This is a genomic window from Enterobacter sichuanensis (assembly GCF_009036245.1).
In the GTDB taxonomy this organism is placed as follows: domain Bacteria; phylum Pseudomonadota; class Gammaproteobacteria; order Enterobacterales; family Enterobacteriaceae; genus Enterobacter; species Enterobacter sichuanensis.
In genome coordinates this window covers 3,440,299-3,452,570 of sequence record NZ_CP027986.1, presented here as the reverse complement: position 1 = coordinate 3,452,570, position 12,272 = coordinate 3,440,299, and the positions used below count along the sequence as shown (strand labels likewise).

Here is a 12,272-nt window from a genome sequence, read left to right as displayed (position 1 = left end):
AATTCTAAATCAGCAAGTTATTCAGTCGATAGTAACCTGCTGAGAGGGGAGTGCAAGGTTTTTTTATAAAAAAGTGTGGATGCAATCGGTTACGCTCTGTATAATGCCACGGCAATATTTAACCACCCAGGTCAGAGATATTGCCCATGCTACGTATCGCTAAAGAAGCACTGACGTTTGACGACGTCCTCCTCGTTCCCGCTCACTCCACCGTTCTGCCGAATACTGCCGATCTCAGCACGCAGTTGACGAAAACCATTCGTCTGAACATTCCTATGCTCTCTGCGGCAATGGACACCGTGACTGAAGCGCGCCTGGCTATTGCCCTGGCACAGGAAGGTGGCATCGGCTTTATTCACAAAAACATGTCTATCGAGCGTCAGGCGGAAGAAGTTCGCCGCGTGAAGAAACATGAATCCGGTATCGTGTCTGACCCGCAGACCGTACTGCCGACCACCACCCTGCACGAAGTGAAAGCCCTGACCGAACGTAACGGTTTCGCCGGTTACCCGGTTGTGACCGAAGCGAACGAGCTGGTGGGCATCATCACCGGTCGTGACGTGCGTTTCGTGACTGACCTGAACCAGCCTGTCAGCGTGTACATGACGCCGAAAGAGCGTCTGGTCACCGTACGCGAAGGTGAAGCCCGTGACGTGGTCTTCGCAAAAATGCATGAAAAACGCGTTGAGAAAGCGCTGGTTGTGGATGCGAACTTCCACCTGCGCGGCATGATCACCGTTAAAGACTTCCAGAAAGCAGAACGTAAACCTAACGCCTGTAAAGACGAACATGGCCGTCTGCGCGTCGGGGCTGCGGTTGGCGCCGGTGCAGGTAACGAAGAGCGCGTTGACGCGCTGGTTGCCGCAGGCGTTGACGTGCTGCTGATTGACTCCTCGCACGGCCACTCCGAAGGCGTGCTGCAGCGTATTCGTGATACCCGTGCTAAATACCCTGATCTGCAGATCATCGGCGGTAACGTGGCAACGGGCGCAGGCGCTCGCGCGCTGGCTGAAGCTGGCTGCAGCGCGGTGAAAGTAGGTATCGGCCCTGGTTCTATCTGTACCACCCGTATCGTGACCGGCGTGGGCGTTCCACAGATCACCGCCGTGTCTGACGCGGTGGAAGCGCTGGAAGGCACCGGTATTCCGGTTATCGCTGATGGCGGTATCCGCTTCTCTGGCGACATCGCGAAAGCCATCGCCGCGGGTGCTTCCGCCGTGATGGTGGGCTCTATGCTGGCCGGTACCGAAGAATCCCCGGGCGAAATCGAACTCTACCAGGGCCGTTCTTACAAATCTTACCGCGGTATGGGCTCCCTGGGCGCGATGTCCAAAGGATCCTCTGACCGTTACTTCCAGACCGATAACGCCGCAGACAAACTGGTGCCGGAAGGTATTGAAGGTCGCGTAGCGTATAAAGGCCGTCTGAAAGAGATCATTCACCAGCAGATGGGCGGCCTGCGCTCCTGTATGGGCCTGACCGGCTGTGGTACCATTGACGAGCTGCGTACTAAAGCGGAATTCGTACGCATCAGCGGTGCGGGTATCCAGGAGAGCCACGTTCACGACGTGACGATCACCAAAGAGTCCCCGAACTACCGTCTGGGCTCCTGATAAGTTTCCGCGCCCGGCTTCTGCCGGGCGCTCTGTTTTTGTTTCACTTGCCTCGGAATTAGCGTCAATGACGGAAAACATTCATAAACATCGCATTCTCATCCTGGACTTCGGTTCTCAGTACACTCAGCTGGTGGCGCGTCGCGTACGTGAACTGGGCGTTTACTGTGAACTGTGGGCGTGGGATGTCACGGAAGCACAGATTCGCGAATTCAATCCAAGCGGCATCATCCTGTCCGGCGGCCCGGAAAGCACCACCGAAGAGAACAGCCCGCGCGCGCCGCAGTACGTGTTCGAAGCTGGCGTGCCGGTATTCGGCGTCTGCTACGGCATGCAGACCATGGCAATGCAGCTGGGCGGCCACGTAGAAGGTTCTAACGAGCGTGAGTTCGGCTATGCGCAGGTAGAAGTGGTAACCGACAGCGCGCTGGTGCGCGGTATCGAAGACTCCCTGACCGCAGACGGCAAGCCGCTGCTGGACGTCTGGATGAGCCACGGCGACAAAGTCACCGCCATCCCGTCTGACTTCGTGACAGTTGCCAGCACCGAAAGCTGCCCGTTCGCCATCATGGCAAACGAAGAAAAACGCTTCTACGGCGTGCAGTTCCACCCGGAAGTGACCCACACCCGTCAGGGTATGCGCATGCTGGAGCGCTTCGTGCGTGACATCTGCCAGTGTGAAGCCTTGTGGACCCCGGCTAAAATCATCGACGACGCCGTTGAGCGTATCCGCCAGCAGGTTGGCGATGACAAAGTGATCCTCGGCCTCTCCGGCGGCGTGGACTCCTCCGTGACCGCGATGCTGCTGCACCGCGCCATCGGCAAAAACCTGACCTGCGTTTTCGTGGACAACGGCCTGCTGCGTCTGAACGAAGCTAAGCAGGTGATGGACATGTTCGGCGACCACTTTGGTCTGAACATCGTTCACGTGGAAGGCGAGCAGCGCTTCCTGGACGCGCTGAAAGGCGAGAACGATCCGGAAGCCAAGCGCAAGATCATCGGCCGCGTCTTCGTGGAAGTGTTCGACGAAGAAGCGCTGAAGCTGGACGACGTGAAGTGGCTGGCGCAGGGTACCATCTACCCTGACGTGATTGAATCTGCCGCCTCCGCTACCGGTAAAGCACACGTCATCAAATCTCACCACAACGTGGGCGGCCTGCCGAAAGAGATGAAAATGGGTCTGGTTGAGCCGCTGCGCGAGCTGTTCAAAGACGAAGTGCGTAAGATCGGTCTGGAACTGGGTCTGCCGTACGACATGCTCTACCGTCACCCGTTCCCGGGCCCGGGTCTTGGCGTGCGCGTGCTGGGCGAAGTGAAGAAAGAGTACTGCGACCTGCTGCGTCGCGCGGACGCGATCTTCATCGAAGAGCTGCACAAAGCTGACCTGTACAACAAAGTGAGCCAGGCGTTCACTGTGTTCCTGCCGGTTCGCTCCGTCGGCGTAATGGGCGATGGCCGTAAGTACGACTGGGTTGTTTCCCTGCGTGCGGTGGAAACCATCGACTTCATGACCGCGCACTGGGCGCACCTGCCATATGACTTCCTGGGCCGTGTGTCTAACCGCATCATCAACGAAGTGAACGGCATTTCCCGCGTGGTGTATGACATCAGCGGTAAGCCACCGGCTACGATTGAGTGGGAATGATTTCCCAACCGGAAACGTCTGGTACTAACAGGTTCTAAATTATCTCTAAGCCCGCGGATTGCGGGCTTTTTTTGGGCCATGGCTGGCAACACCATGTCAGGTTAGTGCCAGGAGCGGGCACAATGTAAGGCTATTCATTAAATCCTTATTCGATGCGTTCCACATTTGGATGACGATCGGTTGCGGCTTCATGGAAAATGTCACCCAGCCAGCCGGCAATCTCGCCTTCAGTCATATCGTCTGGAATAGCGATGTCATAGAGTCGAGAAAACTTTCTCTCCGTCAGGTCAGCACGAAATACCAGCCACCGATCATGCTTACGTTGAACGCCAATATGCCGTCCAAAAACGTTATATATCAGCATATGCAATCTCCGATCATGCTAGTGAGTTCCTGTATCTATGATACATACGTCAGATTAAGTCAGAGAGTGAATCGTACAAATATGAAAGGTCAGCGTCGGCTTTTCGCTCATAGCGGACCTTCAGCTCAGTCAGTTTGTCAGCTTAGTGCCAAAAGCGGACGTCAAACCCAAGTTGAGCGTTTCATAATGATATCCATCTGCGGATTTGATCCAATCAGAAAGATATGCTCATCCACCTCGGTAAACCCAAGCTTAAGGTAAAAAGAGATTGCCCTTGGGTTATATTCCCAGACACCTAACCAGACAGGATCCGATCCCTTTGCCTCAAATTCAGCAAAGCACTTATGCATCAGTGCTTGTGCGAATCCTTTACCATGGTAGGGCTCATCGACATACGGGCACAGGTTTTCTCCGGCATGGATACTATTGACACAGGGTGGAAATGTAAGCACACCTGTTTTAGTTCCACACACTTTTTGAAATTTCCGGTTTTTCAGCCATCAGCCAGTACTCTTCCGGCGTCAGATTGTTCAGGGATTCATGAGGCCGCTCGTTGTTATATTCCATCACCCAGCGCTCGGTAATTTCCCGTGCTTCATTCAGTGTTATGAACAGGTGAAAATCCAGAATTTCTATCCGGTATGTCCTGTTTAAACGTTCGATAAAAGCATTTTGTGTCGGCTTACCCGGCTTGATAAATTCGAGCTGTACGCCATGTTCTTCAGCCCATTGTGCTAGCGCCAGCGAGACCAGTTCTGGTCCGTTGTCCATCCGTATTTTCAGCAGATAGCCGCGGTTTGCAACGATCCTGTCCAGCACCCGGATGACTCGCTGAGCCGGGATATTCAGGTCGATTTCTATCGCCAGTGCTTCACGGTTAAAATCATCCACCACATTGAAGGTACGGAAGCATCTGCCGTAGACCAGCCCGTTGTGTATAAAATCGGTCGACCAGCTCTGGTTTAATGCATCCGGTGTTGCCAGCGGGCCGGGTTGCACACTGGCAGGCGTTGTTTATCCTTAAGACGAAAATCCAGTTTCAGCAGACAGTAAATCCGGTGAACATGCTTGTGGTTGCAGCTGTTACCCTGCCTGCGAGGCACCTGAAAAAGCTTCTTGATGCCGTAGCGGGGAAAGCGTTCAGCCGTCTCAGCCAGCCTCTCGATCACTGGTTCACCACGTCGCGTGTCCGGTTGATAACGAAACACCGTCCTGCTCAGCGATAATGTCCTGCATGCCTAGCGTATGCTGATCGTAAAATGCGCGGGCAGATAGCTGACGAGCTCACGCTTATCGCTGGTTATAAAGCTTTTTTTCGATGACGTCTTTCAACGCCCGGGATTCCAAGCTCGGGTCGGCAAACATCTGCTTCAAGCGACGATTCTGGTCTTCAAGGTCTTTTATCTTTTTGATATCAGCGGCTTCCATCCCGCCATATTTCGCCTTTCAGTTAAAGTAGCTGGCTTCAGATATAGCGGCCTTCAGATATAGCGGCCTCACGGCGGACATCCTTTACGGTTCGCCCGGCTTCGACGGACTTCAGAACGGTGATATCTGGTATTCAGTGAATCGGAACTTACGCATAGCGATCTCCTCAGGGGACATAATCAGTATGTCGGAAGATCTCTAAAAGTGAATGGTTCGTTTTGCAGGAATACTTACATGAGTATCTACGTATTGCGCGGGAAACGCCTAGTTTTAGTTAAGGAATTACGAGGCGGGAGATGTCATTTAGGAATTTGGCTAGGGACAATAATATAATTATTTGAACTAAAATAAGTAGGCCTGTTTATTTAATATTATAAACAGCCCTACTTATGACTCCAAAAACTATCTAGCAGGCTTCAAGGCGAAATTAGCAGGCATCGCTTCCTTCTTCTCTGAATATATCCCATTATAAGTTTTAGTAGCTGGTGTGACATGATCATGAAATCTTAAATGACAAAATTTGACACCTGGATATATTTTTATTGAGTTGCAAGAGTTATTAATTATTTCAAAAGTAATTGATGATGGTTCATTTTCACCAAAAGATGCCGCAACATGACATGAGCTAAAGTTAACTCCAAGACCTATACGAGCATAGCAAGATAGTTGGTAAAGTTCGGCACAAACTGTATGATCCAATGATATCATTTCGACTGAGGATGCTAATATAAACTCCCCGGGATGAATTATTAACCCATTATCGTTTAAGTCAATCTCATCAAAAAACACTGAAGTATCTGTGTATTTAGTATCTATGAATGACTCACTTTTTTTCATCCGGAAGACTTTTTTATCAATTCTAAGCAAATAGCTAGATGGCCTCATGCATTCATCAGAATGGTTAGCAATAAATATAGAGCCAGAATTAATCTTTGTAATAATGTCAACATTAGAGTAGATCATATTTAAGCTCCGTGTAGTTATCTTTACTTCCAAACCCATAATGCGGTTTATTATATGAAAAATCAGACAATAGTTCTGGAGGAATAATTAATGACTTCAACATCTCCATTCCTAAAATATCTAAAGCTTCAGAGTCCAGTAAATAGTTGCCTGAAACACTTACAGACTTCTTCCTAATATTTTCAATGCTCCATTCAGTTATTTTTGTAGGGGCGTCAAACCCCACATGATATGTGGGTGCACCTTCCTTTATGAAGAGAATGAGATCGGCATCGACTATTGGCGCTACGCTGGCGGCAAGGCTATCAGTGGAGAGAATGTTAGGATTTGGTCTAATAAAATAGCATGCATACTCATCTTTATTAAAATCCTTTAAGTTTTCCAAATCGATCTCTGATGGACAAACGTTCACATCATTTTCAACTAAATTGTTGATAATAATTTTATGAAGAGTACTTACAATATCACAACCGATAGCTGACGTTATCTTGCCATTCTTGTTAAGAACTTTAGATAAGTTGGTATACATAAATGCACCAACACCACCTGAAACTATATAAAATGTGCATTCCGGATTCGATTTTATAACATTAGAAATACCTAAATAAAAATCGGGCTCTATATGAAAACTCCTATAACTCCACCAAGACACATCTTGAGCTTGATGCTTATCTTTTATCCGTCCACCACCTGGTAGCCTTATGATAATTTTATTCATGGACATACCCCAATCGTTTAAATATCAAATAAGCACCTTCAGTCAAATTATCTTTCAAGCTTTCAATTTCACTTAAGGAAATCCATTCCAGAGATTCAATTTCTGTTCTGTCGAATTTCAAACTTTCAATATCAATAGGCTCTCTTGATAAATAAATGTACCAGTCATGTAGCGCCAAACCATGTCTACACCGATCTTCTACGCCACATTCTTTTTTTAGATATTCATAATTACAAAAATCTATACCTAACTCTTCCTTAACTTCTCTTACGATAGCAAAATTAGGGCTTTCACCATTTTCAAGATGGCCAGCTACAATACTAAATCTTTTATTATACGCTGAATCAGACTTCTTTATTAGTAGAATCTTATCTTCATTAATGAACATTGCAGCTACTGTAATGTGATACTGATTCTTGTATTCATTAGAACCTATATATATGCCTGCGGTATTGCTACTATCATAGTGAGCTGAAAAAGATTCAACGCTATCTTTTACTGTTTTGTTTAAGGGAATCTTAGAGCAATTTCGAGAATAATAAATAGATTCAATAATTGAATCTATCCATTTAGATGACTGAGCGTCACCAATGCTAGTCATTAATCTATTCTTGTTGGCTAGTAATTCTTCAGGTAAAACCTTTTGTTCCAACAACCAAAGACTTAATTCAGATAGGGCTTTGTTTTTAAAATAAACAAATTCACTTTCATCCAAACTAAGTCTTTGTACTTTTTCATTTAATGATGTGTAAGTATTGATTGATTGCATTACCTCATCAAATAATGACGATGATGCAACCTCAACGCCAAACCTATATAGATTATTTGCATAGGTTAAATTCCCAGGCTGAATTTGCATAAATTTTTTGTTTTTAAGGACCTTTATCTTTACGCCAGGATAAAAATCCCTGAAAATATGAACATTTACTTCAACTCCCTCAGACCGCGATAATTCAACAAGACTACTAATCGAACTAATTATTTTCATAACACGCCTAATGACATCTAATTTCTCATTGACCTCTCCGTCAGAGTTGAGAATAAATTGACCTACAGGCGTGGCAAACAAAGGATTTCTGTACTCCGTGAGCATATTCGAAATTGCTGAATCCGTTTTAACAAAAGGGCTACATATAAAAAATGAAATCTTTTCAATGTTTTTTTTATTATTCCTAAGCAAATTAATTATGTCAAATGACACCTGGGATGTTGTACTAAAAACAATCATTTCATCGTTTTCAGTAGTCTGTAGCGCTCTATAAAAATTTTCGTCAGAGTGTTTTTTAAGATCATCTGCAACTTGATAAGTTGCATCATCAATCTTTGATAAATCATCATTAACGTTATAATTCAAATTACTTAATGAACTAGACAATAGAGCAGACCTATACAAATTATATTGCGCTGCTTTATATGATATATTTCTAAAATCAGATACGGTAAGATTTGGTTGTATTATGAATGGATTTTTCTGACCTTGCATAGCTAAGAGTAATGCAGCGCACTCAATAGGTGACGATATCTCAATGAAACGTCTAGTTAAACCAACCTTGTTGAAATATTTTTTAGCTGCAATATTCAATTGAATAAATAAATCTTGAAAATCTTTCTTCTCTTTATAAGCTTTAAAAGAAGCACTAATCTTTCTATTAAAGCTAGCGCGAGAAGAAAAATAAAACAGATAATCAAGGTGCTCAGGATATGCCCAAAGATAAGCCATTGCCGCAACGGCCACTGCTACTTGTGCATTTACAAAATCTCCTTCGTTTAGTTTGATGAACAGGAAAAACATCATAAGAATGAATATTACAATTTGGATAACAAGTCTAATTCTGTTGCTCAACACACTATTTTCCTTCATGATAGAATTATAATAACCAATTTTTCATAAAAAGGCTAAATTGCAACTTACTTTATCGCCTTCATCATTAATATACTATGCATTTCTTTAATCTTGGGCAATCTGCGAATCACCGACATCACGAAATCCACATAAGCCCCCGTATCTCCGGCAACCACTTGTAATAAGAAATCCGCATCGCCAGCGATGCTGTAGCAGGAAACCACATTATCTAGCACCATGACTTCTTGTTCGAATTTGCCCGCTTCGGCTTCGCTCTGGCTATCAATGGTGACGCGCACACATACCATCACATTAAGGCCAATCTTTTTTAGATTAATCACGGCGCGGTTACCTTGGATCATATCGTCCTCTTCCAGTTTGTGGACTTTGCGTAAGGTCGGCGATGCGGAGAGGCCAATTTCATCGGCTAGATGTTGATTGGTGATGCGCGTGTCCTCCTGCAACTGCTGGTGGATTTTAATATCTCTCTTGCTTAAGCTCATTAGAGGAAGATCTTTTCTTTTATTGGCGATTATTGAGTGATTTATCCCTAAAAAACGCGTTTTACAAGACATTACGCAAGCACCTTTCTCGCGCACTGGCGCATACTATTTGCATCTTAACCGCTTAAGTGAGAAACCAATTGAATTCGCCGCAAACACGCATCGCTGCACTATCGTGATCGATTAACAGTTGCCCGCCGGATTAGAAATGTATGCTGCAAGTGTTATCGGCATAAGTTTTGGAAAGTTTATGGGGAATTTAGTCGGAGCGGATCAATGGCGCGCAGATGGAGTGAATTATCCTGGCGTGATTGTTGCACCGCTACTGGTGTTATTGACGGAAGGCTATTATCTGCGCGAGTTGCCGCAGGTGAGCAGCGCGGATAGCGAGATTTTCGCCATGCCTTTTGACGCGTTGGCACAATCATGCGAAACATACGCGGAATATGGCAAACGCATAGCCAGCACGTAGAGCGAACATATTGAGTTGGTGACAATGGGTTTGGTTGGGCCGAAGAAGAAGATCGACTAGATGATCGGGAATTCGAAGTTGTATCGTTGAGGGTTTGTTGCGATATCACGTGCAATGCGCGTTAATTTATCATTTTCATCATGTTTCATATAAGTTTCGATCTTCGCTGCTTGAATAATCTGCCGTTTCAAATCAACCATGATGGATGAGCTGCAGTATGAAGTCTCTTGCCATCTAGTTAAGTAAATGTCCGCTCCTCGCTCACACCAGACTTAACCCGCCCCACAAGCCCACTCCGTGTAGAGCATAGTAGTTCGGGTCTCTAAAATCGCATGACTCACCTGGATAGGGCCCTTACAATTGCCTCCGAGCCGAACTTGCGACAACTGTTAGGTCACCAAAAAGCTAAACGGGGCCTTTCATGCTGAAACTCAGAACCATGCAGGTTTTTTCACCCTCATGATGCTTCCACCGCGCCCGGTGCAAAGCTGGCACTCATTAACCATCGGAGATTATCATCTTGAACAAGTCAATACTCGCATACTCTGTGGCCGCGCTGCTGGCCGTGTCCGCCATGTCCGTCCAGGCCAGGACCCCCGCCAGGCTCAAGTCGCCAGTCTCGGGCGTTCTCTGCGACCGATATGTATGCGCCAATGACAAGGGATTATCTCGCGCGTTGACAGAGACGTATCTCGGTAAGAAGGCTACTGCAAACGAAGTGTTCACGTCGAGCAATGTCGATCTGACCGAATTCACCTTTGCCAACGGCATTTTCTGCGATGTGAAGGAACGACTGTGCCGAGAAGATCGCTATTATGGCGCGAACGGACAGCGCTCCGGGGCTGTATCTAAAAAGTACACAAAGCTGCTTTTTGGCGAATAATGGTGATGAAAAGAGAGCACAGCCAGAGACTGCGTTAAAGGGATATAAGTTATATTTTGTAGTGCATATTATAAATGATGGTGTGATTAACAAAATTAAATTTTATATTAAGGTTTAAATTGCGAAATATTATTCCATTGCTACCCTTTGGCTGAACGTAACAGTGAAGCGGTCTGGTTACGTGAATTCCCATTCACTACCATGAGCGAATAAAGGAATGAAAAACCGCATAATGATTGTCGGCGGCGGCACGGGAGGGACGATTGTCGCCAACCTGCTGGCCAGGAAATTACGGCGTGAAATTGCCAGCGGTCAGGTAGAGCTGGTACTGATTTCCGAATCGCCGGTGCATTACTACAAGCCCGCCTTTATGTACGTCGCGTTTAACCTTTTCCACCACCATGAACTGGCACGTCCTGAACGACAGTTACTGAGTCCGGAAATCCAGTTCATTACCGATAAGATTGAAGCTTTCGATTTTAAACAGCGTCGACTTTACGGCACCAGCAAGCAATATTACGACTGGGACCTGCTGGTTATCGCAACCGGCTGCATGCCTTTCCCCCAAAAAATCCCTGGCCTTGCCGAAGCGGGCGACCATTTTTATCAATATGCGGCGGCAAGACAGCTAGCGCATAAGCTCTCCACCATTAAAAAGGGGCGAATATTTATTACCGTCTCTTTCCCGGAAACGCCGAATGTGCCCCACCAGTGCGGCATTGCCCCCATTGAAACCACGCTGATGGTTGATGACTATTTGCGTCAGCGTGGCGTACGTAATCAGGTTGAGATTGTTTATACCTATCCGACCGTCGCGCAATTGCTGAGAAACTGTCTGTTCCTGCAGCGTCCGGTGGGGGAGGCGCTGGGCGATATTTTTGCTGCCAAAGGAATACAGCATCAGCGCGGTTTTACCTTAAGCCATGTCGATCCTGACAGCAAAATTGCCTATTCCGCCGAGGGCGATTCACAGAACTTCGATATCCTGATGGCCACGCCGCCCATCAGGGCAGTAGAAGCGGTGCGTAACACCGGGCTCAGTGAGGTTCAGAACGGTGAAGGCTGGTTGCCGACGGATCACCAGACGCTGGGCGTCTACGGTTTAGAAGGGGTGTATGTGATCGGCGATACCGTTGACCTGCCGATCAGTAAAGCCGGCGGATCGTGCCACAACCAGGCGCCCATCATCGCGGATAACATTGTGGCGGAGCTGTATGGCAGACCGCCCGGAAGCGGTAACCATTACGATGGACGGGTCCAGGCCGTTGCGCAGATGGGGCTCTGGGCCGGCATGCCGCTGGTATATGACTATCGCAATGACGTTACCCCCATGCCGGCGACAAAACTCGGTGGCATGCTGCGAAACGGCTTTAACCGCGGACTGTATTGGGGTGTCGTGAGGGGGATGTTCTGATGAGTGACCAGGAACAGTTACTAAAAAGCCTTGCCCCGCTGATGGCAGGCAATCGTCTGAATAATCTGGTTGATCTGCTCGCCGTCGTTGCAGACCTGCTGGAAATGACCGATAACGCGATGGTCGAAAAACTGGCTGGCGTTTTTGAAGATGTGGTCACCGTCGGTTGGGAAGGGGGAACCGCGCTGCGCATGGCGTGGGGGGAGCAAATTAACCAGGAAGGGGATATCTCGCTTCGGCAGGTGTTCACTGCGCTCAACGATCCTGATACCCGCCGCGGTATCATGCTTTTGCTGCGTGTGTTACAGATTACGGGGCAACGTCTGAATTCCCTCTCTTCCGTCAGTTATTCTGATTGCCCCGAGATAAGGAGTCGTTAATGTCTGGCTGATGCTCTTCAGGCGGCCGGGTATTGGCTTTGCCTTA

At 47.3% G+C, this 12,272-nt stretch carries 11 protein-coding genes and 2 pseudogenes; 6 read left to right on the top strand and 7 right to left on the bottom strand.

All coding sequences use genetic code 11. The features are described from left to right. The first annotated feature begins 146 nt into the window (after positions 1 to 146). Together guaB and guaA are read left to right on the top strand one after the other, a co-directional pair. The gene (guaB, locus tag C1N69_RS16600) at positions 147 to 1,613 is read left to right on the top strand and encodes an IMP dehydrogenase (protein WP_047959224.1); all 1,467 of its coding nucleotides are present in this window, start codon (positions 147 to 149) and stop codon (positions 1,611 to 1,613) included. Between the two features lie 67 nt (positions 1,614 to 1,680). Beyond that, on the top strand, positions 1,681 to 3,258 hold the full coding sequence (gene guaA / locus C1N69_RS16595) for a glutamine-hydrolyzing GMP synthase (RefSeq protein ID WP_023294284.1): 1,578 nt from the start codon (positions 1,681 to 1,683) through the stop codon (positions 3,256 to 3,258). A gap of 145 nt (positions 3,259 to 3,403) precedes the next feature. Here the strand turns inward: guaA and C1N69_RS16590 are convergent, their stop codons facing one another. From C1N69_RS16590 to C1N69_RS16560, 7 genes and pseudogenes are all read right to left on the bottom strand, one after another. After that, positions 3,404 to 3,622 (bottom strand): DUF7661 family protein, encoded by a 219-nt coding sequence (locus C1N69_RS16590; protein ID WP_032648750.1) that lies wholly within the window; start codon positions 3,620 to 3,622, stop codon positions 3,404 to 3,406. Between the two features lie 161 nt (positions 3,623 to 3,783). Next, a complete protein-coding gene (locus C1N69_RS22980) occupies positions 3,784 to 3,972 on the bottom strand; it encodes a GNAT family N-acetyltransferase (RefSeq protein ID WP_244956330.1) in 189 nt (62 codons plus the stop codon). 109 nt (positions 3,973 to 4,081) lie between these two features. Beyond that, positions 4,082 to 5,206 (bottom strand): annotated as a pseudogene (locus C1N69_RS16580) (IS3 family transposase). A gap of 246 nt (positions 5,207 to 5,452) precedes the next feature. Next, a complete protein-coding gene (locus C1N69_RS16575) occupies positions 5,453 to 6,013 on the bottom strand; it encodes a dCTP deaminase (protein WP_155031561.1) in 561 nt (186 codons plus the stop codon). Next, entirely contained in the window at positions 6,000 to 6,731 is a 732-nt protein-coding gene (locus tag C1N69_RS16570; protein WP_155031560.1) for a hypothetical protein, read from the bottom strand. Before C1N69_RS16570 ends, C1N69_RS16575 begins: the two co-directional genes overlap by 14 nt. Then, positions 6,724 to 8,577, bottom strand: coding sequence for an NUDIX domain-containing protein (locus tag C1N69_RS16565; protein WP_161599386.1), 1,854 nt, complete (start codon positions 8,575 to 8,577; stop codon positions 6,724 to 6,726). Before C1N69_RS16565 ends, C1N69_RS16570 begins: the two co-directional genes overlap by 8 nt. A gap of 62 nt (positions 8,578 to 8,639) precedes the next feature. After that, positions 8,640 to 9,077, bottom strand: coding sequence for an Lrp/AsnC family transcriptional regulator (locus C1N69_RS16560; protein WP_155031937.1), 438 nt, complete (start codon positions 9,075 to 9,077; stop codon positions 8,640 to 8,642). A 190-nt stretch (positions 9,078 to 9,267) separates the two neighbouring features. Between C1N69_RS16560 and C1N69_RS16555 the strand changes: the two are divergent. From C1N69_RS16555 to C1N69_RS16540, 4 genes and pseudogenes are all read left to right on the top strand, one after another. Beyond that, positions 9,268 to 9,609, top strand: a pseudogene (locus tag C1N69_RS16555) (DUF2000 domain-containing protein). A 487-nt stretch (positions 9,610 to 10,096) separates the two neighbouring features. After that, positions 10,097 to 10,432, top strand: coding sequence for a YcgJ family protein (locus C1N69_RS16550; RefSeq protein ID WP_310821938.1), 336 nt, complete (start codon positions 10,097 to 10,099; stop codon positions 10,430 to 10,432). Positions 10,433 to 10,649: 217 nt separating this feature from the next. Then, positions 10,650 to 11,846: an NAD(P)/FAD-dependent oxidoreductase gene (locus C1N69_RS16545; RefSeq protein WP_155031558.1), complete on the top strand. Its 1,197-nt coding sequence runs from the start codon at positions 10,650 to 10,652 to the stop codon at positions 11,844 to 11,846. Further along, positions 11,846 to 12,226: a DUF1641 domain-containing protein gene (locus C1N69_RS16540; protein ID WP_155031557.1), complete on the top strand. Its 381-nt coding sequence runs from the start codon at positions 11,846 to 11,848 to the stop codon at positions 12,224 to 12,226. The genes C1N69_RS16545 and C1N69_RS16540 overlap by 1 nt, the downstream gene beginning before the upstream one ends. Positions 12,227 to 12,272: the final 46 nt, after the last annotated feature.